General features: G+C 67.2%; 19 protein-coding genes. 10 read left to right on the forward strand and 9 right to left on the reverse strand.

Annotated elements, in window-relative coordinates:
* Positions 1 to 25: 25 nt before the first annotated feature.
* Positions 26 to 1,141, reverse strand: a complete 1,116-nt coding sequence (proB, locus tag EOJ32_RS09930; protein ID WP_127898453.1) for a glutamate 5-kinase — start codon at positions 1,139 to 1,141, stop codon at positions 26 to 28.
* Positions 1,129 to 2,163, reverse strand: coding sequence for a GTPase ObgE (gene obgE / locus EOJ32_RS09935; protein ID WP_127898454.1), 1,035 nt, complete (start codon positions 2,161 to 2,163; stop codon positions 1,129 to 1,131). The genes proB and obgE overlap by 13 nt, the downstream gene beginning before the upstream one ends.
* A 110-nt stretch (positions 2,164 to 2,273) precedes the next feature.
* Here obgE and EOJ32_RS09940 point away from each other — a divergent pair, with 110 nt between their 5' ends.
* From EOJ32_RS09940 to eno, 3 genes are all read left to right on the forward strand, one after another.
* Positions 2,274 to 3,662 carry a YdiU family protein gene (locus EOJ32_RS09940; RefSeq protein WP_127898455.1) on the forward strand — a complete coding sequence of 463 codons (1,389 nt, stop codon included), beginning with the start codon at positions 2,274 to 2,276 and terminating at the stop codon, positions 3,660 to 3,662.
* A 78-nt stretch (positions 3,663 to 3,740) separates the two neighbouring features.
* Positions 3,741 to 4,421 carry an endonuclease/exonuclease/phosphatase family protein gene (locus EOJ32_RS09945; protein ID WP_045981399.1) on the forward strand — a complete coding sequence of 227 codons (681 nt, stop codon included), beginning with the start codon at positions 3,741 to 3,743 and terminating at the stop codon, positions 4,419 to 4,421.
* Positions 4,422 to 4,481: 60 nt separating this feature from the next.
* Positions 4,482 to 5,756 (forward strand): phosphopyruvate hydratase, encoded by a 1,275-nt coding sequence (gene eno / locus EOJ32_RS09950; protein ID WP_127898456.1) that lies wholly within the window; start codon positions 4,482 to 4,484, stop codon positions 5,754 to 5,756.
* Between the two features lie 3 nt (positions 5,757 to 5,759).
* Here eno and EOJ32_RS09955 read toward each other — a convergent pair whose 3' ends face one another.
* On the reverse strand, positions 5,760 to 7,175 hold the full coding sequence (locus tag EOJ32_RS09955; RefSeq protein WP_164871429.1) for a PLP-dependent aminotransferase family protein: 1,416 nt from the start codon (positions 7,173 to 7,175) through the stop codon (positions 5,760 to 5,762).
* Positions 7,176 to 7,414: 239 nt separating this feature from the next.
* On the opposite strand from EOJ32_RS09955, the gene EOJ32_RS09960 reads away from it, so the two are divergent.
* Entirely contained in the window at positions 7,415 to 8,533 is a 1,119-nt protein-coding gene (locus EOJ32_RS09960) for a TRAP transporter substrate-binding protein (RefSeq protein ID WP_127899354.1), read from the forward strand.
* Positions 8,534 to 8,626: 93 nt separating this feature from the next.
* On the opposite strand, the gene EOJ32_RS09965 is transcribed toward EOJ32_RS09960, so the two are convergent.
* The 5 genes from EOJ32_RS09965 to cobU form a co-directional block, all read right to left on the reverse strand.
* Positions 8,627 to 10,519, reverse strand: a complete 1,893-nt coding sequence (locus tag EOJ32_RS09965; protein ID WP_127898458.1) for a TRAP transporter large permease subunit — start codon at positions 10,517 to 10,519, stop codon at positions 8,627 to 8,629.
* A complete protein-coding gene (locus EOJ32_RS09970) occupies positions 10,516 to 11,127 on the reverse strand; it encodes a TRAP transporter small permease subunit (protein WP_045981404.1) in 612 nt (203 codons plus the stop codon). Before EOJ32_RS09970 ends, EOJ32_RS09965 begins: the two co-directional genes overlap by 4 nt.
* Positions 11,128 to 11,244: 117 nt before the next feature.
* Positions 11,245 to 11,967, reverse strand: coding sequence for an adenosylcobinamide-GDP ribazoletransferase (cobS, locus tag EOJ32_RS09975; protein WP_052714609.1), 723 nt, complete (start codon positions 11,965 to 11,967; stop codon positions 11,245 to 11,247).
* On the reverse strand, positions 11,960 to 12,913 hold the full coding sequence (gene cobT, locus EOJ32_RS09980) for a nicotinate-nucleotide--dimethylbenzimidazole phosphoribosyltransferase (protein ID WP_127898459.1): 954 nt from the start codon (positions 12,911 to 12,913) through the stop codon (positions 11,960 to 11,962). The genes cobS and cobT overlap by 8 nt, the downstream gene beginning before the upstream one ends.
* Complete coding sequence (gene cobU, locus EOJ32_RS09985) at positions 12,900 to 13,430, reverse strand: bifunctional adenosylcobinamide kinase/adenosylcobinamide-phosphate guanylyltransferase (RefSeq protein WP_045981407.1); 531 nt, start codon at positions 13,428 to 13,430, stop codon at positions 12,900 to 12,902. Before cobU ends, cobT begins: the two co-directional genes overlap by 14 nt.
* A gap of 130 nt (positions 13,431 to 13,560) precedes the next feature.
* On the opposite strand from cobU, the gene EOJ32_RS09990 reads away from it, so the two are divergent.
* The 6 genes from EOJ32_RS09990 (at position 13,561) to EOJ32_RS10015 (ending at position 21,086) form a co-directional block, all read left to right on the forward strand.
* Positions 13,561 to 15,162 carry a peptide ABC transporter substrate-binding protein gene (locus EOJ32_RS09990; protein WP_045981408.1) on the forward strand — a complete coding sequence of 534 codons (1,602 nt, stop codon included), beginning with the start codon at positions 13,561 to 13,563 and terminating at the stop codon, positions 15,160 to 15,162.
* Between the two features lie 85 nt (positions 15,163 to 15,247).
* Positions 15,248 to 16,171: an oligopeptide ABC transporter permease OppB gene (gene oppB, locus EOJ32_RS09995; RefSeq protein WP_045981409.1), complete on the forward strand. Its 924-nt coding sequence runs from the start codon at positions 15,248 to 15,250 to the stop codon at positions 16,169 to 16,171.
* Between the two features lie 3 nt (positions 16,172 to 16,174).
* A complete protein-coding gene (locus EOJ32_RS10000; RefSeq protein WP_240542400.1) occupies positions 16,175 to 17,101 on the forward strand; it encodes an ABC transporter permease subunit in 927 nt (308 codons plus the stop codon).
* A gap of 1 nt (position 17,102) precedes the next feature.
* On the forward strand, positions 17,103 to 18,215 hold the full coding sequence (locus EOJ32_RS10005) for an oligopeptide/dipeptide ABC transporter ATP-binding protein (protein WP_240542401.1): 1,113 nt from the start codon (positions 17,103 to 17,105) through the stop codon (positions 18,213 to 18,215).
* On the forward strand, positions 18,212 to 19,234 hold the full coding sequence (locus EOJ32_RS10010) for an oligopeptide/dipeptide ABC transporter ATP-binding protein (protein WP_127898461.1): 1,023 nt from the start codon (positions 18,212 to 18,214) through the stop codon (positions 19,232 to 19,234). The genes EOJ32_RS10005 and EOJ32_RS10010 overlap by 4 nt, the downstream gene beginning before the upstream one ends.
* Before the next feature lies 1 nt (position 19,235).
* Positions 19,236 to 21,086: an ABC transporter ATP-binding protein gene (locus EOJ32_RS10015; RefSeq protein WP_127898462.1), complete on the forward strand. Its 1,851-nt coding sequence runs from the start codon at positions 19,236 to 19,238 to the stop codon at positions 21,084 to 21,086.
* Here the strand turns inward: EOJ32_RS10015 and EOJ32_RS10020 are convergent.
* Complete coding sequence (locus tag EOJ32_RS10020; RefSeq protein WP_127898463.1) at positions 21,083 to 22,459, reverse strand: GntP family permease; 1,377 nt, start codon at positions 22,457 to 22,459, stop codon at positions 21,083 to 21,085. The genes EOJ32_RS10015 and EOJ32_RS10020 overlap by 4 nt on opposite strands.
* Between the last annotated feature and the right edge of the window lie 196 nt (positions 22,460 to 22,655).

The raw sequence follows: 22,655 nt of genomic DNA on the forward strand, positions 1-22,655 counted from the left end.
TGCCCGATGGGACGTCAGAGGCCCGTCACGTCACCATGTCATCACGATGGATCAATGCCGCCCGACCGGGATAGCCCAGGATCGTCTCGATCTGTGCAGAGTGATGACCGGCGATGGCGCGCACTTCCGTTGCGGTATAGCGGATCAGCCCGGTCGCCAGACGCTGGCCGGCGTGGTCGGTGATCGCCACCGGATCGCCGCGCCCGAAATCGCCCTGCACCTGCGTCACGCCCGCGGGGAGCAGCGATTTGCCGCGGCCAAGCGCCAGGCGCGCGCCATCGTCCACGATGACCGTGCCCTTGGGCTTCATCGCGGCGATCCAGCGCTTTCGGGCAAGCTGCGGATCCGCCTCGGGCAGGAACCACGTAGTCCGGGCGCCCTGTGCAACGGCCGACAGCGGGCGGAGGACCGACCCCTCGGCAATCGCCATCGCACACCCGCCCGCCACCGCGGTGCGCGCGGCCATCAGCTTGGTCTTCATGCCGCCCTTGGACAGGCCCGACACGGGGTCGCCGCCCATCGCCTCGATCTCGGGGGTGATCGTCTCGATCACCGGCAGATGGCGGGCCGTCGGATCGGTCTTGGGGTTTGCCGTATAGAGCCCGTCGACATCCGACAGCAGCAGCAGCTGGTCCGCGCCGCAGGTCACGGCGATCTGCGCGGCCAGGCGATCGTTGTCACCAAAGCGGATCTCGTCGGTGGCGACGGTGTCGTTCTCGTTCACGATGGGCACGACGCCCAGGCCCAGCAGGGTCTGCATCGTCGCGCGGCTGTTCAGATAGCGGCGACGATCTGCGCTGTCCTCCAGCGTCAGCAGCACCTGTGCGGTGATGACGCCGTGGGGTGCCAGGGCCTCTTCATAGGCACGGGCCAAGCGGATCTGGCCGACGGCCGCCGCGGCCTGAGCCTGTTCCAGCGGCAGCGCGCCGGAAGGCAGGCCCAGCACCCGCCGCCCAAGCGCGATCGATCCCGAACTGACCAGCACGACGTCGCAGCCTTGCGCCCGCCATGCGGCTACGTCATCGCACAGACCGCGCAGCCAGTCGCCGCGCAGGCCCTCGGGGCCGACCAGCAGCGCCGAGCCGATCTTGACGACCAGCCTGCGGGCCCCGCCAAGCTGCGGCACGCTCACGGCTGCCATGTCCCCTCGGGCGTTTCGGGGGCGGCGGGGGCGCGCGAGGGCTCGATCTGGGTCCACAGCGCGCGCAGCACGTCGGTCACGCCGGTCCGGGCCACGCCCGACATCAGCATGACCGGATGGCCCAGCTCTGCCTCCAACGCGGCGCGGCGCTTGGCGATCTCCTCCTCCTCCAGCGCATCGATCTTGTTCAGCGCGGTTACGCGAGGCTTATTCATCAGCACCGGCGAATAAGCCTCCAGCTCGGTCAGGATGGTGCGCGCATCCTCGGCCACGGTCTCGGATGTACCGTCCACCAGATGCAGCAGCACGTTCGACCGTTCGACATGGCCCAGGAACTGATCGCCTAGGCCCCGGCCCTCGCTCGCGCCCTCGATCAGACCCGGAATGTCGGCCATCACGAATTCGCGCCCGTCCACGCCGACAACGCCCAGGTTCGGGTGCAGCGTGGTAAAGGGGTAGTCGGCGATCTTGGGGCGCGCGTTCGACACGGCGGCCAGGAAGGTTGACTTGCCGGCATTGGGCAGACCCACCAGGCCCGCATCCGCGATCAGCTTCAGCCGCAGCCAGATGGTCCGCTCGACCCCCTCCAGCCCAGGATTGGCAGTGCGCGGGCTGCGGTTGGTCGAGGACTTGAAATGCAGGTTCCCCCAGCCCCCGTTGCCGCCCTTGGCCAACAGCACGCGCTGTCCGACCTCGGTCATGTCCGCGATCACGGTCTCCTCGTCCTCGTCCAGGATCTCGGTGCCGACGGGCACCCGCAGCACGACGTCGTCGGCGGACTTGCCGGTCATCTGGCTGCCCATGCCGTGCTGGCCGGACTTGGCAAAGAAATGCTGCTGATAGCGGAAGTCGATCAGGGTATTCAGCCCATCGACCGCCTCGGCCCAGACATCGCCGCCGCGGCCGCCGTCGCCGCCATCGGGACCGCCGTATTCGATGAACTTCTCGCGGCGGAACGACACGCAGCCCGCGCCACCCCCGCCCGAGCGGATATAGACTTTGGCGAGGTCGAGAAATTTCATGGGACAGCTCCTTTTGCCGGATGCCGATACGCCCTTGACGCCTGTGGCGCAAGGGTTCCGGGCTGGCAATGCCGGGATGCGCGCCTATGTAATGGTCAAAGGAGACCGCGATGATCCGTTTCGACAACAGCTATGCCCGGATGCCGCAAGGGTTCTTTGCCCGCGTGGACCCCACCCCCGTGACCGCCCCCAGCCTGCTTGCGCTGAACGGACCGTTGGCGGATCGACTGGGGCTGGACCGCGACGCGCTGACGGTCGAGATGCTGTCGGGCAATGCCGTCCCGCAGGGTGCGGCGCCGCTGGCCCAAGCCTATGCCGGGCACCAGTTCGGCGGCTTCGTGCCGCAGCTGGGCGACGGGCGCGCCGTCCTTCTGGGAGAGATCGTGGCCCCCGACGGGGCGCGTTTTGACATCCAGCTGAAGGGATCGGGGCCGACGCCCTTCTCTCGTCGCGGCGACGGGCGGGCCTGGATGGGGCCGGTGCTGCGCGAATACCTGGTCAGCGAGTTCATGGCGGCGATGGGCGTGCCCACGACCCGCGCGCTGGCCGCCGTCGCCACGGGCGATCAGGTGTGGCGAGAACAAGGCGGCCTGCCCGGTGCCGTCCTGACCCGCGTCGCCGCCAGCCACATCCGCGTCGGCACGTTCCAGTACTTTGCCGTGCGCGACCGCAAGGATGCACTGGCGGCCCTGACCGACCACGTGATCGTGCGCCACTATCCCGACACGGACGGCCCCTTGGCCCTGCTTGACCGGGTGGTTGCCGCGCAGGCCGAAACCATCGCGCAATGGATGGCGCTGGGCTTCATCCACGGGGTGATGAACACCGACAACATGGCGATCTCGGGCGAGACGATCGACTACGGGCCCTGTGCCTTCATGGACGTCTATCACCCCGACACGGTCTTTTCCTCTATCGATCGCCAAGGCCGCTATGCCTGGGCGAACCAGCCCCAGATCGCGGTCTGGAACCTGGCCCAGTTCGCGACCTGCCTGATCCCCCTGATGGGAGAGGAGGAGGCCGCGGTCGAGGCCGCGACCACCGCCGTCCATCGCTTTGCACCGCTGTATCAGGCCGCGTGGCTGCGCCGGTTCGGCGACAAGCTGGGCATCGACGGTGCCGCGAACCAGTCGCTGATCGAGAGCCTGCTGCAGATGATGGCCGAACAGCGGGCCGATTTCACCCGTGTCTTCGCGGGCCTGTCGGAGGGGACCGCGCGTGACGAATTCGCCGACCCCGCGGCCTTCGACACCTGGGCCCGCGACTGGAAGGCGCTGTCGCCCGACACGACCGTGATGGCCCGGGCCAACCCGCGGCGCATTCCGCGCAACCACCGGGTCGAACAGGCGATCGCATCCGCCGTGGCGGGCGACATGGCGCCATTCGAACGACTGTTCGACGCGATCACCCATCCGCGCGACCTGCGCACCGATTGGGCAGATCTGGCGCAGGCACCGACACCTGCGCAGGCGGTTCGCCAGACGTTCTGCGGCACCTGACGGGGTTGTGCGCGCCTGCCCCTTGCGCGTGACGCGGACCCCGCCAAGATCACCCGCAACGCCAGTTCGGACGGATTGATGCTGAAGATCGCAAGCTACAACCTGCACAAGTGCCGTGGGATGACCGGCCCGCATGCGCCGCTGCGCAACCTGGCGGTGATCCGGTCGCTGGACCCGGACATCATCGCGCTGCAGGAGGTAGATTTTCGCCTTGGCGCACGCCCCGAGGCCCTGCCGCGCAACCTGATCCAGTCGGAAACGGGGCTGGTGCCTGCCGACATCTACGGCACGACCGAAAGCAGCCTGGGCTGGCATGGCCAGACGATCCTGATGCGCCCGCATCTGGCCGAACAGGCGGTGCTGCGCCGGCTGCCCCTGCCGGGTCTGGAGCCGCGCGGCGCGGTGGCCCTGCGCCTGCCGGGCCTGACGCTGATCGGCGCGCATCTGGGGCTGGCGCGGTCGTCGCGGCGCGCGCAGCTGGCCCGGATCACCGCGCAGGCCTCTCGGATCGCGGACGACCACATCGTGATGATGGGCGATTTCAACGAATGGCGCGACGACCGGGGTCTTGAATCGCTGGCCGGGTTCCGGGTCGTGGCGCCGGGACCGTCCTGGCCCGCGCCCCTGCCCCGGCTGCGGCTGGACCGGATGGCCCTGTCCACGAACCTGCACGTCCTGGAAACCGGCGTCTTCAACGAGGCCGGGGCGCGCGACGCGTCCGACCACCTGCCGATCTGGGCGCGCATCCGCTTTCCGTGAAGATTGCGAAACCGGGCTTGCGGCGCTAACAAGGCGCCAAGCATCAACCGGAGTGCGCTTATGACCGCCATCATCGACATCTTCGCCCGTGAAATCCTGGACAGCCGCGGCAACCCGACCGTCGAGGTCGACGTGACCCTGGAAGACGGAACCATGGGCCGCGCGGCCGTTCCCTCCGGCGCGTCGACCGGCGCGCACGAGGCGGTCGAAAAGCGCGACGGCGACAAGTCCCGCTATATGGGCAAGGGCGTGCTGGAGGCGGTGGCCGCCGTCAACGGCGAGATCGCCGAGAATCTGGTGGGCGAGGATTCGACCGAACAGCGCGCCATCGACATGATGATGTGCGAGCTGGACGGGACGCCCAACAAGGGCCGCCTGGGCGCCAACGCGATCCTGGGCGTGTCGATGGCAGTGGCCAAGGCGGCGGCGGATGCGACCAACCAGCCGCTGTACCGCTATGTCGGCGGCACCAGCGCGCACATCCTGCCGGTCCCGATGATGAACATCATCAACGGCGGCGAACATGCAGACAACCCGATCGACATTCAGGAATTCATGATCATGCCCGTCGCCGCGGAGAACATCCGCGACGCCGTGCGCATGGGCTCGGAGATCTTCCACACGCTGAAGAAGGAGCTGTCGGCGGCGGGCCTGTCCACGGGCATCGGCGACGAGGGCGGCTTTGCCCCGAACCTGTCCTCGACCCGCGACGCCCTGGATTTCATCCTGAAGGCCATCGAGAAGGCCGGCTATCGTCCTGGCGACGACATCATGCTGGCGCTGGACTGCGCGTCCACCGAATACTTCAAGGGCGGCAAGTACGAGATGAAGGGCGAGGGCAAGTCCCTGACCCCCGGCGAGAACGTCGATTACCTGGCCGCGCTCTGCGACGCCTATCCGATCCTGTCTATCGAGGATGGCTGCGCCGAGGATGACTGGGACGGCTGGAAGCAGCTGACCGACCGTCTGGGCGACCGCGTGCAGCTGGTCGGCGACGACCTGTTCGTGACCAACCCCGTGCGCCTGGCCCAAGGGATCGAGCGTGGTTGCGGCAACAGTCTGCTGGTCAAGGTCAACCAGATCGGCACGTTGTCGGAAACGCTGGACGCCGTGCGCATGGCCGACCGCGCGGGCTATACCAGCGTCATGTCGCACCGTTCGGGCGAGACCGAGGACGCGACCATCGCCGACCTGGCCGTCGCCACCAACTGTGGTCAGATCAAGACCGGTTCACTGGCCCGTTCCGACCGGTTGGCGAAATACAACCAGCTGATCCGCATCGAGGAAATGCTGGGCGCCACCGCCGAATACGCCGGCCGCAGCATCCTGCGCTGACCCTCAGTCCGGCCCCGCGTCGGGGCCGGACCTTGCCATCTGGCCCAGGGTCTGCAGCGCGGCGGCCAGCCTGTCGCGCGGCATCCGACAGTTCAGCGCGATGCGCACTCCCTGCACCGGCGCCTGTGCCGGTCCGCAGAAATCCGACGACGGGCGCACGATCACCCCCGCCGCCGCCGCGCGAGACGCGAAATCGGCGGCCGTCCAGGGCGCGGGCAGCGGCAGCCAGACCATCGGCACGCCGGCCTGACCCCGCGCATCCAGACCCGCCAACGCCTCCTGCGCCAAGGCCAGCCGATCCGCCACCTGCGCCTGAACCTCGCGGGCGATCCGATCGCCATCGCCGGACCGCAGCAGCCGCGTCACAAGCCCGGTGATCGGCTGTGACAGGCCCATATGACTGTGCTGCGCGGCGACGCGCCCCGCCTGGCCCATCCCCTCGGGGCAGATCAGCACGCCGAAGCGCAGGCCCGCGGCGATGATCTTCGACAGGCTGCTGACATGCCAGACCCGCTCCGGCGCCAAGGCGCGCAGGCTGGGGGGCGCATCGGGACGCGGGCTGGGCGCATAGCATTCATCCTCGATGATCTGCAGGTCGTGGCGGCGGGCCACTTCGACGATGCGGTCGCGCCGGGCGGCCCCCATCGACGCCAGCGTCGGGTTCTGCGCCGAGGGCGTCAGGCACACCAGCCGCGCCCCCGTGGCGCGGGCGACGCGGTCCAGATCCTCGGGGATCATGCCCTGATCGTCCAGCGCCACCGCCTGTGTCTGGGCGCGCATCAGGCGTGCCGCGTGGGTGATGCCGGGATAGGTCAGCGCCTCGACCATGACCTGCGCAGTCTGATCCGCCAGGCACAGCGCCATGACCAGCGTGATCGCGTGTTGACCGCCGTGCGTCAGGACCATGTCGTGGTCGGCCACCGTCCCCAGGGGTCGGACGGACATCCAGTCCAATGCCGCGCCCCGGCAATCCTGGTCGCGGCTGAGCGGGGTGTAATCCAGGACCGACGCGTCCATGTCCGCCGCCATCGCCGCCAGATGCGTGGCCAAGACCCGCGCCTGGCCGCAATCAGGCAGCTGCGGGATGCGCAGGTCGGCCGGGCCCTGCGGCGATGCGGGGTGGTCCAGGCTTTCGTACAGCAGCGGCTGCGGCACCGGGCGACGGGGGCGCGCCGCGGCGATGAAGCTGCCGCGTCCCACATGGCTTTCCACGACACCTTCGGCGGCGGCCACCTGATAGGCCCGGGCGACGGTTCCGGTCGTGACCTTCAGCCGCCAGGCCAGGTCGCGCATCGGCGGCAGGCGCGTGCCGGGCGCCAACTGGCCCGACCGCGCGGCCTCGCGCAGGGCGTTGGCCAGGGCGCGGAACTTGGGTCCGGGCTGGCCGGTCAGGTCGGGCTGCCAATCCTCGATGCGCATCTGAGCCTCCTTGCCGCGACATCCCTGATAATGCGCCGTTTTTGCGGGCACAATCGCCTGCGTGCGGTTGCGCGACCGCATCAGGGCCGACGGCGTGAAATAACTTTGGGGGATCGGTCTCAGAACACTCGACAGGCCCGAAAGCGGGGCTAAACTGTCGGCCATGCAGGGTGGGAAGTTGCGGGCCGAGGGGGCCCACCGACCCAAGCGGAGGAGACAGAATGAAAGATTCCAAAGCGTTGGACCGGCGGTCCTTCATCGCGCGGGCGTCCATCGGCGGTGCTGCGGCGGCAGCCGGCAGCGTGCTGGCCGCGCCCGCCATCGCGCAAGAGGCACCGCAGATCAACTGGCGCCTGGCCTCCAGTTTCCCCAAGTCGCTGGACACCATCTATGGCGGGGGCGAGGAACTCGCGAAGCGCTTGTCCGAAGCAACTGATGGCCGTTTTCAGATCCAGGTGTTTTCGGCCGGAGAGATCGTGCCGGGCCTTGACGCGATCAACGCCACCACCGACGGTACGGTCGAATGTTCGGCGTCCGTGGGATACTACAACTGGGGCAAAGACCCGGCCTTCGCCTGTGGCGCGGACCTACCCTTCACCTTCTCGGCGCGTGCCAAGAACGCCTACAACTATCACGGCGGCGGGATCGAGAACTATAATACCTTCCTGGAACAGTACAATCTGGTCGCTTATCCGGGCGGCAACACCGGTGTCCAGATGGGCGGTTGGTACCGGAAGGAAATCAACAGCCTGGCCGACCTGCAGGGCCTAAAGATGCGGATTTCGGGTCTGGCCGGTCGCGTGGTCGAAAAACTGGGCGTGGTGCCTCAGCAGATCGCCGGCGGGGACATCTATCCGTCGCTGGAGCGCGGGACGATCGATGCGGCCGAATGGGTCGGCCCGTATGACGACGCCAAGTTGGGCTTCCAGAAGGTTGCGCCCTACTATTATTATCCCGGTTTCTGGGAGGGTGGCCCGACTGTCTGCTTCTTTGTGAACAAGGGACAGTGGGACCAGTTGCCCGCGAACTATCAGTCGCTGTTCCGCACCGCGGCTCAGGCCACCGACCAGAACATGCTTGCCAAGTACGACTATCTGAACCCGACAGCTCTCAAGGAACTGGTCGGTTCCGGCGCCCAGTTGCGCTCGTTCAGCGAGGAAATTCTGGCAGCATCGTTTGCCGCTTCGAACGAGGTCTATGCCGAAGTTTCTGCAGAGAACGAGTCCTTCAAGACGCAGTACGAGGCGATGCTGCAGTTCCGCGACGACTGGTACCTGTACCAGCAGACCGCCGAATACACGTTCGACACGTTCATGATGATCCAGCAGCGCAACGGCACCCTGGCCGTCGGCGGCTGATCGGTCGACCCGACCGGAATGCGAAACCCCCGCGCAGATGCTGCGCGGGGGTTTTTCGTTGGTGCATCGGGCCCGCGGTGACGGGCCCGCCCGTCAATTCCCCGACAGGCCCGGAGGAGGCCCGCCTAAGCCCAAGCTCACCCCGCCGGAGGGTGCCGCCGCCTCGGGGGTCGCGGCTTCCGGTTCGGGGCTGGTCGGTGCGGGTGCATCCGGGACGGGTGCGTCCGGGGTCGGCGTCGCCGGAGCCGGCTGTTGCTGGCCGAAGGGCGATCCGCCCAATCCGCCAAGCGTGCCGAACCCGCCGCTGCCACCCTGCGGGGCCGCGGCGCCGCCGCCCAGCCCACCACCGAGGCCGCCACCGAGACCGCCGCCAAGCCCCCCGCCCATGGGGATCTCGATCCGCATGTTCGACGTGTCCACGACCGGTCCTTTGTAATGCATGACCATGCCCGGGAACGCGATCACCGCCGCGATCATCAGGACCTGAAGCCCCACGAAGGGAACCGCGCCGCGATAGATGTTCAGGGTGGTGATCGGGTCCATCATCAGACCGGTGATCTTGTCACGATAGGATTTCCGCGGCGCGACCGAGCGCAGATAGAACAGCGCAAAGCCCACGGGTGGCGTCAGGAACGATGTCTGCATCGTCACCGCGAGTATCACCCCGAACCAGACCAGATCGACGCCAAGCGCATTTGCCGCCGGGATCAGCAGCGGAACGATGACGAAGGCCAGTTCGAAGAAGTCCAGGAAGAAGCCAAGGATGAAGATGATGATGCAGGACACGATCAGGAAGCCCGTGACCCCGCCGGGAAGCGCGGTCAGCAGGTCGCGCACCCAGATATGGCCGTTGACCGAATAGTAGGTCAGCGAGAAGACGGTCGCGCCCAGCAGGATGAACATCACGAAGGCCGACAGCTTGACTGTCGACAGCAGCGCCTGGTTCAGCACGTCGAAGCTGAGGCGGCGCTTGATCGCCGAGAGGATCAGCGCGCCCATCGCACCCATCGCGCCGCCCTCGGTGGGCGTGGCGATGCCCAGGAAGATCGTGCCCAGCACCAGGAAGACCAGCGCCAGGGGCGGGATCATCACGATGATGACCTGCCGCGTCATCGGCGACAGCCAACGTCCGCCCGTGGCACGGTCGGCGACCGCCAGGATCAGCAGGACCACGACCGCCAGGGTCGCCGCCCAGATGGGCGCGTTCGTGACGCCGTTGGCGTCCATCCAGCGGCTGGCCAGCTGGAAGATCGCGACGGCCAGCACGATCACCACGGCCAGCGACCAGCCGCCGCCGCCCAGGCTGCGCGCCTCCAGCGGCAGGGCGGGCATGGCCTTGGGGCGCAGGATCGACAGGATCAGGACATAGACGATGTAGACGCCGACCAGCGCCAGCGCCGGGACCATCGCCGCCTTGTACATGTCGCCGACGGAACGGCCCAGCTGGTCGGCCAGCACGATCAGCACCAGCGACGGCGGGATGATCTGCGCCAGCGTCCCCGACGCCGCGATCACGCCCGTCGACAGGCTTTTGTCATAGCCGTAGCGCATCATAATCGGCAGAGAGATCAGGCCCATCGAGATGACCGAGGCCGCGACCACGCCGGTCGTTGCCGCCAGCAGCGCGCCGACCAGGATCACGGCATAGGCAAGGCCGCCGCGGACCGGGCCGAACAGCTGACCGATGGTGTCCAGAAGCTCCTCGGCCATGCGCGACCGTTCCAGCACGATCCCCATCAGCGTGAAGAACGGGATGGCCAGCAGCGTGTCATTGCGCATCACGCCGAAGACGCGGTCCCCAAGCGCCCCCAGCAGGTTCCAGCCCAGGTTCACCTGGTCGGACAGGGGCGTCAGGAACACCCCGAAGAAGAAGAACAGCAGCCCGTTGGCCGCCAGCGCAAAGGCGATCGGATAGCCGAACAGCAGGAACGCCACCATCGAGAAGAACATGATGGGGGCAAGGTTGTGGGCGATAAGGTCGATCACGGGCGGCGCTCCGGTTCATCGGTCTGGTCGGTGCGGCCCGTCAGCATCAGCCCGGCCTCGTGATTGGCGGCCTCGTTCGGGCCGGTGTTCTGGTGCGGATCGGGAATGATGCCGCGCATGACGGCGATCTTCTTGACGATCTCGGACAGGCCCTGGGCGAACAGCAGGCCAAAGCCCACCACCAGCACGCCCCGCGCCGGCCAGAGCGGCAGGCCGCCCGCGTTCATCGAGATCTCTCCGGTGCGGATGCTGCCCATCAGCGCGGGCCAGGTCAGCCACAGCATGACCGTGGTGAAGGGCATCAGGAACAGGATCGTGCCCAGAAGGTCGATCCAATGCTGCACCCGACGCGACCAGCGGCCATAGATCACGTCGATGCGGATATGTTCGTTCTCGAGCAGCGTCCAGGCCGAGGCCAGCATGAAGGCCGCGCCGAACAGGTACCACTGCGCCTCCAGCCAAGCGTTCGACGACATGCTGAACACCTTGCGGACGACCGCGTTGACGGCGCTGATGACGACGGCCAGCAGGATCAGCCAGGCGACGCTGCGCCCGATCAGCGTCGTGACGCGGTCGATGCCGCGCGAAAGGGCCAACAGGCCGCTCATGATATGCTCCTCCCTCAAGGTACGGCCTTCGGCCGCGGTCCGGTTGACCCGGTCGTTCTGGCTGGCAGGATATGCGGCAAGCGGCCTGCGCGGGTCAAGGTTTTCCGCCAGTTGACCCTAGGTCAGCGCGGCCATCCCGACCAGCGCCGCACATTCCGCAAGCAGCACCGACGCGCCCAGCACATCGCCCGTCTGCCCGCCCAGCAGGCGGCAGGCGCGGCGCGAGACCGCCACGACCGACAGCCCGATCAGCGCCATCGCCAAGGCCGCGGCCCCCGGTTCCGGCGCACCCAGCAGCAGTGCCAGAACGCCCGTCAGCGTGGCCGCCACCACCGCCCGGCGCGAGGGCTGCCCGGCCCCCTGACCCAGCCCATCGGTCCGCGCCGGCGGCAGAGCACGCATCAGCATCACCGGTGCCACCCGCCCCGCCGCGGCCGCCGCGATCAGCGCCAGCGGTCCAAGCGCCGCCAGCGCCGCCACGCGGATCACGCCCGTCGACACCAGCGCGGCGGCGCCATAGCTGCCGATGGTCGATTCGCGCATGATCCTCAGCCGGTCGGCGCGGTCCCGTCCGCCGCCCGCATCGGCGAAATCGGCCAGCGCATCCTCGTGCAGCGCACCGGTCAGCCAGACGGTCAGGGCAACGGACAGCGCCGCCGGCAGCAGGCCCGTCCCCATGATCCACAGGGGCACCCCGGCCAGCAGTCCCAGCACAGCCCCCGCCAGCGGAAAGGCCCAGGCCGCGCGGGACAGCGGCAGAACCTCGGGCGGCAGCAGGCGCCCAAGCGGCAGCCGTGTCAGGAAGACCAGCGCCAGGACGATCTGGTGCGACCTAGACAATCCCGGCCTCGGCAAAGGTCGCCATGCCGTTGTGGCATTCCAGCGCGGCGCGCAGCACCAGAAGGGCCACGGCGGCGCCGGACCCCTCGCCCAAGCGCATGTCCAGCGACAGGACGGGCTGCATCGCCAGCGACGCGATCAGGCGTCGGTGCCCCGGTTCGGCGCTTTCATGGCCGATCAGGCAATGGGCCAGCGCGTCGGGATCATCGCGGGTCAGCACGGCGGCAGCGGCGGTGCAGATGAACCCGTCCAGGATCACCGGAATGCGCAGGTCCCGTGCACGGCGTACCGCGCCGCAGATGGCCGCCTGTTCGCGACCGCCGAACGCGGCCAGCGTGTCGTGGGTGCCGGTCACGGCGTGGCGGGCCAGCCCTTCCGTCACGACGCGGACCTTGGCGGCCAGCATCGCGCCCTGCGCGCCGGTGCCGGGGCCGACCCAGTCCTCGGCCCGACCGCCAAAGGTCGCCGCCGCCAGTGCGGCCGAGGTGGTGGAATTGCCGATCCCCATCTCTCCCAGCAGCAGGACCTGGACGGTGGGATCGACGGCGGCGGCACCCTGCGCCATCGCATCATCGACCTCGGCCGACGTCATCGCGGGGCCTTGGGTGAAATCGGACGTGGGCCGGTCCAGATCCAGCGCGACGATTCCCAGATCGGCCCCCGCCACACGGCACAGCTGATTGATCGCCGCGCCGCCTTCACGAAAGTTCGCGACCATCGCCGCCGTCACCGCGGGTGGAAAGGGCGTGACGCCCTGCACCGTGATCCCGTGATTGCCCGCAAAGACCAGCGCCTGCGCGCGGTCCAGCGTGGGGCGGTCGGTCCCCTGCCAGCCTGCCATGAACACGGCCAGCGCCTCCAGCCGACCAAGCGATCCGGCGGGTTTCGTCAGCGTGGCCTGGCGCGCGGCGGCACGGTCGGCGGCGGTCTGGTCAAATCGGGTCATCGGGGTTCTCTGCCATGGGTTTCAGGCGCAGGGGCATGCCGCTGACGGCCATCCAGACCTGGTCGGCCAGCGCCGCCACCGCTTGGTTCATCCGGCCGTGATCGTCACGGAACCGGCGGGCCAGGGCGTTGTCCGGCACGATCCCCTGCCCCAATTCGTTGCTGACCAGCACGACAGGACAGCATTGCTGACGTAACGTCACCGTCAATGCGCCGATATCCGCCGAACCCATGCAGTTCGACATCCACAGCGTCAGGCAATCCACAAGGCGCACGCCCTGACCGTCGGTCGCGCGCAGCGTGCCGGCCAGATCCAGCGGTTCTTCAATGGTGCGCCAACCCTGTCCGCGATCCTGTTGATGCGCCTTGATTCTTTCACCCATCTCGGCGTCGCGGGCCTGGGCCGTGGCGATATAGATGCGCGGCATCGCATGGCGCAGGACCAGCCGTTCGGCCAGGGCCGACTTGCCTGACCGCGCGCCGCCCGTCACCAGCGTGATATGTCCCCGTTGCGTCATGCGGGCCTGTTTTCCACAGGGCGGTCGGGTTGGAAAGCGCGAAACGCCGCTTGCCCACACCCGTGCTTTCACTAAACCTCGCGCCATTCCGGTGCGACACGACACCGACAGACAACTTGGAGGAGTTGGGATGACCAAGCTTTTCGCGACGACCGCCCTGCTGACCGCGCTGGCGATGCCCGCTTGGGCCGTGCAGCCTGCCGAAGGCGAGACCCTGGCCGAGAACCAGACCTATACCTATTGGCTGCTGGACGCGATCAAGTCGCTTGACCCGGCCAAGAACACCGACGTCGAGGGTTCGGACGCGCTGCGCTCGCTGTTCGAGGGCTTGATGATCGAGGATGCCGCGGGCAACATGATCCCCGGCGTCGCCGAAAGCCACGAGATGTCCGAGGACGGCCTGACCTACACGTTCACGCTGCGCGACGCCAAGTGGTCGAACGGCGACCCGGTGACGGCGGACGACTTCGTCTATGCCTGGCAGCGCGTCGTCACGCCCGAGACCGCGTCGGAATACGCCTGGTACATGGAGCTGATGAACCTGCAGAACGCCACGCAGATCATCGCGGGCGAGATGGAGCCCGACCAGCTGGGCGTCGTCGCGCTGGACGACAAGACGCTGCAGGTCACGCTGACCACGCCCACCCCCTATTTCCTGAACACCCTGTCGCACACCACGACCTATCCCGTGCCCCGCGCGGTGGTCGAGGAGCATGGCGATGCTTGGGTGCAGCCCGCCAACCTGGTCGGCAACGGGGCCTATACCCTGGCCAGCCACAACCTGGGCGTCGAGATTGTCTTCGAGAAGAACCCGGAATACTGGGATGCCGAGAACGTCGTGATGCAGACCGTGCGCGGCGTGACCGTCAACGACAACAACGTGGCCCTGACCCGCTATCAGGCCGGAGAGCTGGACCGCGTCCAGATCCCCGCCGGCCAGTATCCGCGCCTGTCCGAGGCGTCCCCCGAAGAAGCCGTGTCTGTGCCCTACGGCTGCTCTTACGCCTATGTGTTCAACCTGTCGGAGAAGGGCCCCGAGGCGCTGAAGGACGAACGTGTCCGCGAGGCACTGGCCCTGTCGCTGAACCGCGAGGTCATCGTGGATCAGGTCCTGCAGGGCGGACAGGAGCCCGCCTATACTTGGACGCACTGGGCCATCAACGGCTTTGCCGCGCCCGAGGGCGGCATGAAGGACATGTCGCAGGAAGATCGCATGGCCCGCGCCGCCGAGCTGCTGGCCGAGGCCGGTTACGGTCCCGACAACCCGGTGCGCCTGCAGCTGCAGTACAACACCGACGACAGCCACCGCCTGCTGGCCATCGCGGCCCAGCAGTTTTGGCGCCCCCTTGGCATCGAGATCGAGCTGAACAACGTCGAATGGGCCGTCCACACCGACCGCCTGCAGAACCAGGACTTCGAGATCGCACGCTATGCCTGGTGCGCCGACTACAACGAGGCGACGACCTTCCTGGACTGGTTCCGCACCGACGGCTACAACAGCGGCAAGTGGTCGAACGAGGAATACGACAAGCTGCTGGTCGAGGCCCGCACGGCAGAGGACACCACGCCCCTCTATCAGCGCGCCGAGGAGATCCTGGCCGATGAGAACCCGGCGGTCTTCGTCTATCACTATGCCAAGGTCGACATGATCAACCCGGCCATCAAGGGCCTGCCGCGCGAGAACCTGCTGAACACCTGGTACGCCAAGGACCTGTACCGCGTCGCGGAATAAGCAGCCATCCTGACCGGGGGCCGGGGCGGCACGACCGCCCCGGCCCTGTCATTTTTCAACCATCCCGCAGGGAAGGCCCCACGCGATGTTCGCATTCATCCTGCGACGGCTGGCGGTGGCGATACCCACGCTGCTTCTGCTGATCGTCTTCTCCTTCGTCCTGATGCAGATCGCGCCGGGCGGACCTTTCACGGGCGAACGCGCCCTGCCCCCGGCCGTCCTTGCCAACCTGGAGGCGCAGTACGGTCTGAACGACCCACTGTGGCTGCAGATCTGGAACTATCTGGTCAACGTGGTCGTGCATTTCGACTTCGGTCCCAGCTTCGTCTATCCCGACCGCACCGTGAACCAGCTGATCGCCAGCGGATTCCCGGTGACGCTGACCTATGGCGGGCTGTCCTTCGTGGCCGCCGTCGTCGTGGGCGTGGCCCTGGGGGTGGTGGCGGCGATCTGGCACAACAGCTGGGTCGACTATCTGGCCGTCGGTGTCTCAATCGGCGCGCAGGTGCTGCCGAACTTCGTGATGGCACCGCTTTTGGTGCTGGTCCTGACCCTGTGGTACGGGCTGCTGCCGGGCGGCGGCTGGAGCTTCAGCAATCCCAGCTTCTGGATCATGCCGGTGATCGCGCTGTCGACCAGCTACATGGCGTCGATCGCGCGGATCACCCGGTCGTCGATGCTGGAGGTGCTGGGCTCGAACCACATCCGCACGGCGCGGGCCAAGGGGATGCCCGAACACCGCGTTATCATCCGCCACGCGCTGAAACCCGCGATGCTGCCGGTGATCAGCTATCTGGGGCCGGTCTTCGTGTCGATGATCACCGGGTCGGTGGTGATCGACATCTATTTCTCGACCGGCGGCATCGGCAAGGCCTTCGTCGATAGCGCGCTGAACCGCGATTATGCCGTGATGATGGGCGTCACCATCCTGGTGGGCGCGCTGACCATCCTCTTCAACCTCATCGTCGACGTGCTCTACGCATGGATCGACCCCAAGATCAGGTACTAGGTCATGGTCATCGATCAATCCAAGATGCAGTCCCTGTCCGACCGCTTCGTCGAGGCAGAGGTCCGCGGCCGCAGCCCCTGGGCCGACGCGCGCCGCCGCTTCTTCCGCAACAAGGCCGCGATGCTGGGCCTGACGATCCTGGTGCTGGTGTCACTGTTCGCGATCTTCGGCGGCTATCTCGCCCAATGGTCGAACGAGGAGCTGGATTTCAGCGTCATGGGTCAGGTCGCCCAGATGGGTCAGCCGTCCATGGAAAACGGGCACTTCTTCGGCACCGACAACCTGGGCCGCGACCTCTATGCCCGCGTCGTGCAGGGCACGCGCATCAGCCTGATGGTCGGTGTCGTGGGTGCTGCCATCGCCGTCATCGTCGGCACGCTCTATGGCGCGACGGCGGGATATGTCGGCGGGCGCACCGACCAGATCATGATGCGGACGGTCGATATCCTGATGTCGATCCCCTACATGTTCGTGCTGATCCTGCTGCTGGTCATGTTCGGGCGGTCGATGTCGATGCTGTTCCTGGGCATCGGCCTGATCTCCTGGCTGGACATGAGCCGAATCGTTCGCGGTCAGACCCTTAGCCTCAAGAACCGAGAATTCATCGAGGCCGCGCGCGCCACCGGCGTGTCGTCCTTCCGCATCATCGTCCGCCATATCGTGCCGAACCTGCTGGGCGTGGTGGCGGTCTATGCGACTCTGCTGGTGCCGCTGATGATCCTGACGGAAAGCTTCATCAGCTTCCTTGGTCTGGGCGTGCAGGAACCCCTGACCAGCTGGGGGGCGTTGATCTCGGAAGGGGCCGGGACGATGAACTATGGCACGTTGTGGCAGCTGGCCTTTCCGCTGTTCTTCTTCGTGATCACCCTGTTCGGCTTCTTCTTCGTGGGCGACGGCCTGCGCGATGCCCTCGACCCAAAGGAGCGCTGAGATGGCCCTTCTCGAATTGCGCGACCTTTCGGTCCGCTTCCAGACCAACGATGCCGAGGTGCGGGCCGTCAACGACGTGACCCTGTCCGTCGATGCGGGCGAAACCCTGGGCATCGTAGGCGAATCCGGCAGCGGCAAGTCGCAGCTGTCCTTCGCGATCATGGGGCTGCTGGCGCGCAACGGCCGCGCCTCGGGCAGCGTCCTGTTCGACGGGCAGCAGATCCTGAACGCCCCGCCCAAGGTGCTGAACCGCATCCGGGCCGAACAGATCGCGATGATCTTTCAGGACCCGATGACCTCCCTGAACCCCTATATGCGGGTGGCCGACCAGATGGCCGAGGTGCTGACGCTGCACAAGGGCCTGTCGAAACGCGATGCCGTCGCGCAGGCCGTGCAGATGCTGGACGCCGTCAAGATCCCCGACGCCAAGGGGCGCGTGCGGCTTTATCCGCACGAATTTTCGGGCGGCATGCGGCAGCGGGTGATGATCGCCATGGCGCTGCTGTGCCGACCCAAGCTTTTGATCGCGGACGAACCCACGACCGCGCTGGACGTGACGGTGCAGGCGCAGATCATGGCCCTGCTGTCGGACCTGCAACGCGATTTCGGCATGGCGATGATCCTGATCACCCATGATCTGGGCGTGGTCGCGGGGTCATGCGAACGGGTCGCGGTCATGTATGGCGGCCGCATCCGGGAAACCGGGCCAGTGCGCCCGATCTTTGCCGAACCCACGCATCCCTATACCCAGGGCCTTCTGGACGCGATCCCGCGTGTCGATCAGGACGATGAGGACCTGCGCGCCATCCCCGGCCAGCCCCCGAACATGAGCCGCCCGCCCTCGGGCTGCGCGTTCGAGCCGCGCTGCCCCTATCGCCGCGAAGGCTGCGCCAGCGTCGACCCAGCCCTGGAGGTCTTTGCCCCCGGCCGCGCCCGCGCCTGCCACGCCCCCGTGGCAGAGGTGCTGTCCCGGCGCATGATCGACGACCCGCAGCCCGACCTGGTCGCCGCTGGTGACACCCTGCCGCCGGACGACCACCTGCCCGAGGGCGCCGTCGCCGGTGCCGGTGCGGCCGGCGCCACCCAGACCCCCGGATCGGAGGCCAAGCCATGAGCGATTTTCTGAGCGTGCGCGACCTGCGCGTGACCTTCCAGATCCGCCCCGAGGGCGCGATGCCCTGGACGCGACCCAACCCGCTGCGCGCCGTGAACGGCGTCGATTTCGCCCTGGCGCCCGGAGAGACCCTGGGCGTGGTGGGCGAATCCGGCTGCGGGAAATCGACCTTGGCCCGCGCCCTGATCGGGCTGGTCCCGGCCACGGGACAGGCTGAATGGATCGACGGCAAGGACCTTCTGGCGCTGACACCCCGGCAGATGATGGCCTATCGCCAGGACATCCAGATGGTGTTCCAGGACCCTCTGGCCAGCCTGAACCCGCGCATGACCGTGGGCCAGATCATCGCCGAACCCCTGACCACGCACCGTCCCGACATGCCCCGCGCCCAGGTGCGCGAGCGCGTCAAGGCGATGATGGAAAAGGTCGGGCTGCTGCCCAACCAGATCAACCGCTATCCCCATGAATTCAGCGGCGGCCAGTGCCAGCGCATCGGCATCGCGCGCGCCCTGATCGTTGAGCCCAAGCTGATCATCTGCGATGAGCCGGTGTCCGCGCTGGACGTGTCGATCCAGGCACAGGTGATCAACCTGCTGATCCGGCTGCAAAAGGATCTGGGACTGGCGCTGATCTTCATTGCGCATGACCTGTCGGTGGTGAAACATATCAGCGACCGGGTGATGGTGCTGTATCTGGGCAAGGTGATGGAGATGGGTCCGGTGCAGGCGCTGTATGCCAACCCCCAGCACCCCTATACGCAGGCGCTGCTGTCGGCCGTGCCGGTCCCCGATCCGACGATCGAGACCGCCAAGACCATCGTGCCGCTGGCGGGCGACCTGCCCTCGCCCATGAACCCGCCCTCGGGCTGCGTGTTCCGGACGCGCTGTCCGCGGGCGAAGGCTGAATGCGCGGCGTCGGTGCCGCAGCTGACGGTCGGCGACCATCAGGTCGCGTGCCATTTCCCCGGCCCCCTGACCGAGGCCGAGATCGCCCACGCCCGCCGGACCGAGGCCGCCTGAGATGCCGCCCGACGCGCCCGCATCCCCCGATTATGCGGCGCGTTGGGCGGCGCTGAAGAACATCCCGCCCTTTCTGGTAATGGTCTGGCGGGCCAGCCCCGCGCTGACGTTGGCCATGGTGGCGCTGCGCCTGATGCGGGCGCTGATGCCGGTCGCGATGCTGTGGGTGGGCAAGCTGATCATCGACCAGGTCGTGGCCCTGTCGGCCGCGGGTGGTCCGGACACGCTGGCGGGCTGGTGGGAAAGCGGTCTGGCGCATCCGCTGATCGGGCTGGTGGCGCTGGAACTGGCGCTGGCGATCGCGCAGGACGTGCTGGGGCGTCTGGTCGCCTATGTCGACGCGCTGCTGCAGGAGAAGCTGGTCATCGACATCTCGATCCGGCTGATGGACCACGCGGCGGATCTGGACCTGGCCTCCTTCGAGGATGCCAGCTTTCAGGACCGCCTGGACCGCGCGCGGCGCCAGACGATGGGGCGTATCCCCTTGCTGAACCAGCTGATGCAGCAGATGCAGGACAGCGTCACCGTCATCAGCTTTGGCGTGGGTCTGGTGGTCTATAACCCGTGGCTGGTGGTGCTGCTCGCGCTGGCGCTGATCCCGTCCCTGATGGGAGAGATGCATTTCAACGCCCGCACCTATGCGCTGAACCACGCCCGCGCGGCGGACCGGCGCGAACGCGACTATCTGCGCATGATCGCAGCCACGGCCGAGACCGCGAAAGAGGTTAAGATCTTCAGCCTAAGCCCTTGGCTGCGCGACAGATATCTGACCCTGGCCCGGCGGTTCTACCTGGAGAACCGGGTGATCCAGCGCCGCCAGCTGTCGGTGATGGCGGTGCTGACCGCGCTTGGCACGCTGGCCTATTACGCGGCCTTTCTGTGGATCATCGCGCGCACGCTGACGGGGCAGCTGTCGATCGGCGATCTGACGTTCCTGTCGGGCAGCTTCCTGCGCCTGCGCGGTTTGCTGGAGGGGCTGCTGTCGGGGTTCTCCAGCATGGCGGGTCAGGCCATGTACCTGGACGACCTGTTTGATTTCTTCACCGCCCGCCCGGCCATCGCCAGCCCCGCCGATCCGCTGCCGGTGCCGGTGCCCATCGCGCAGGGGTTCCGCTTCGAGAATGTGGGCTTCCGCTATCCGGGCCGCGACGATTGGGCGATCCGCGGCATGACGCTGGACCTGCGCGCCGGAGAGACGGTCGCCCTGGTCGGAGAGAACGGCGCGGGCAAGACCACCATCGTCAAGCTGCTAGCGCGTCTGTATGACCCGGACGAAGGCCGCATCACGCTGGATGGGCGCGACCTGCGCGACTATGACCTGGACCAGCTGCGCGCCACCGTGGGGGTGATCTTTCAGGATTTCGTGCGCTATGCGGTGACGGCGGCCGAGAACATCGCCATCGGCCGGATCGAGGCGCGCGACGACCGCCCCCGCATCGTGACGGCGGCCGAACGGTCCCTGGCCGATCAGGTCATCACCAAGCTGCCCAAGGGCTATGACCAGATGGTCGGCAAGCGGTTCGCCCGCGGCTTGGACCTGTCGGGTGGCGAGTGGCAGAAGCTGGCCATCGCGCGCGCCTATATGCGCGATGCGCAGCTGCTGGTGCTGGACGAACCCACCGCCGCACTGGACGCGCGGGCGGAATACGAGGTCTTTCTGCGGTTCCGCGACCTGACGCAGGGGCGGACGGCGCTGCTGATCTCTCACCGCTTCTCATCGGTGCGGATGGCCGACCGGATCATCGTGCTGGAGGGCGGACGCGTCCAGGACCAAGGCAGCCATGCGGAGCTGGTCGCCCGGCCCGGCCGCTATCGCGAACTGTTCGAGCTGCAGGCCCAGGGGTACCGTTAGAGCACGGTCCCCAGCACGATCACCGTGATCAGGGCGATGACCGGGATCAGCACCGCGACCACGAAGATGTCGGGATAGCTTTTCCTGTGCGTCAGCCCGGTGATGGCCAGCAGGGTGATGACCGCGCCGTTATGCGGCAGCGCGTCGAACCCGCCCGAGGACAGCGCCGTGACGCGGTGCATCAGCTCCATGCTGATCCCCTGTTCCTGGCCCATCGTGGCGAACTGTTCGCCAAGCGTGTTCAGCGCGATCGACATGCCGCCCGAGGCCGACCCGGTGATGCCCGCCAGCACGTTCACCGCCACAGACAGCGACGCCACGGGGTTGTTCGGGAACAGGCCCAGCACCCCGTCGCGGATCAGCGCGAAGGCCGGCAAGGATGCGATGACCGCGCCATAGCCCACTTCGGATGCGGTGTTGAAGATCGGCAGCAGCGACCCCATCGTGCCGGAATTGACACTCTCGCGCAGGTTGGCAAAGCGGCGCAGGTTCAGGCCGACGGCCAGCAGGATCAACGCGACCAGCGACACGATGATCGCCCAGATGCCTGCGACCGAGGACAGGGTCGTCTCTCCATAGCGCGGTTCAGCCAGATAGTCCGCGGACATGTTCGGGAAGACGAACCAGGTCAGGACCGCGTTCAGGACGATCACCGACACCACAGGCAGGATCGCCAGCGCGAAGGGCGGCAGGTCCGCATCCTCGGGCAGGGTCGCGTCTGCGGCAGTGACGGGGTGATCGCCATAGCCCTCGGCTCCTGCGGCGCGGGCGCGGCGGTTCAGCCACATCGTGCCGCCCGCCAGCATGATGACCCCGGCCAACGTGCCCAGCAGCGGCGCCGCAAACACGTTCGTGCCGAAGAACGGCATCGGAATGGCGTTCTGGATCGCGGGCGTGCCCGGGAATGCGGTCATGGTGAAGGTGAACGACCCGAGCGCGATGGCCGCGGGCAGCAGGCGCTTGGGGATGTCGGCGCGGCGGAACAGCGCATTGGCGATGGGATAGACGGCAAAGGCCACCACGAACAGCGACACCCCGCCGAAGGTCAGCACGCCGCAGGACAGGACGACCGCCAGCACGGCGCGCTGAGCGCCCAGCCTGTCGACGATCCATTCCGCGATCGATCGCGCGGCACCGCTGTCGGCCATGACCTTGCCGAAGATCGCGCCCAACAGGAACAGCGGGAAGTAGGTGATGACATAGCCGCCAAGCGAATTCATGAAGACTTGGGTATAGGTCGCCAGAATCGGCAGGTCCCCGGACATCACAACTGCCAGTAGCGCCAGCAGTGGCGCCAGGATCAGCACGTTGATCCCGCGATAGGCCAGATACATCAGTAGTATCAGCGACAGAAATATTCCCAGCAGTCCCATGCGGCGTCCCTCTCCCGGTTGCAATGGCGCGCATGGTCTCACGCGCAGGACGCGCTGCGCAAGATGCTGCAGTGCAGAAAGTGGCCGGATGCTGGGGAAAGGTGGTACCGCCTCCCCGGCTTGAACGGGGGACCTCTAGATCCACAATCGTCCGAAACGACTTTCTTTGTCTTCCACGCTTTTTCATGATCTTGCA

It is taken from the genome of Paracoccus sp. Arc7-R13 (assembly GCF_004010775.1).
Taxonomy (GTDB): domain Bacteria; phylum Pseudomonadota; class Alphaproteobacteria; order Rhodobacterales; family Rhodobacteraceae; genus Paracoccus; species Paracoccus marcusii.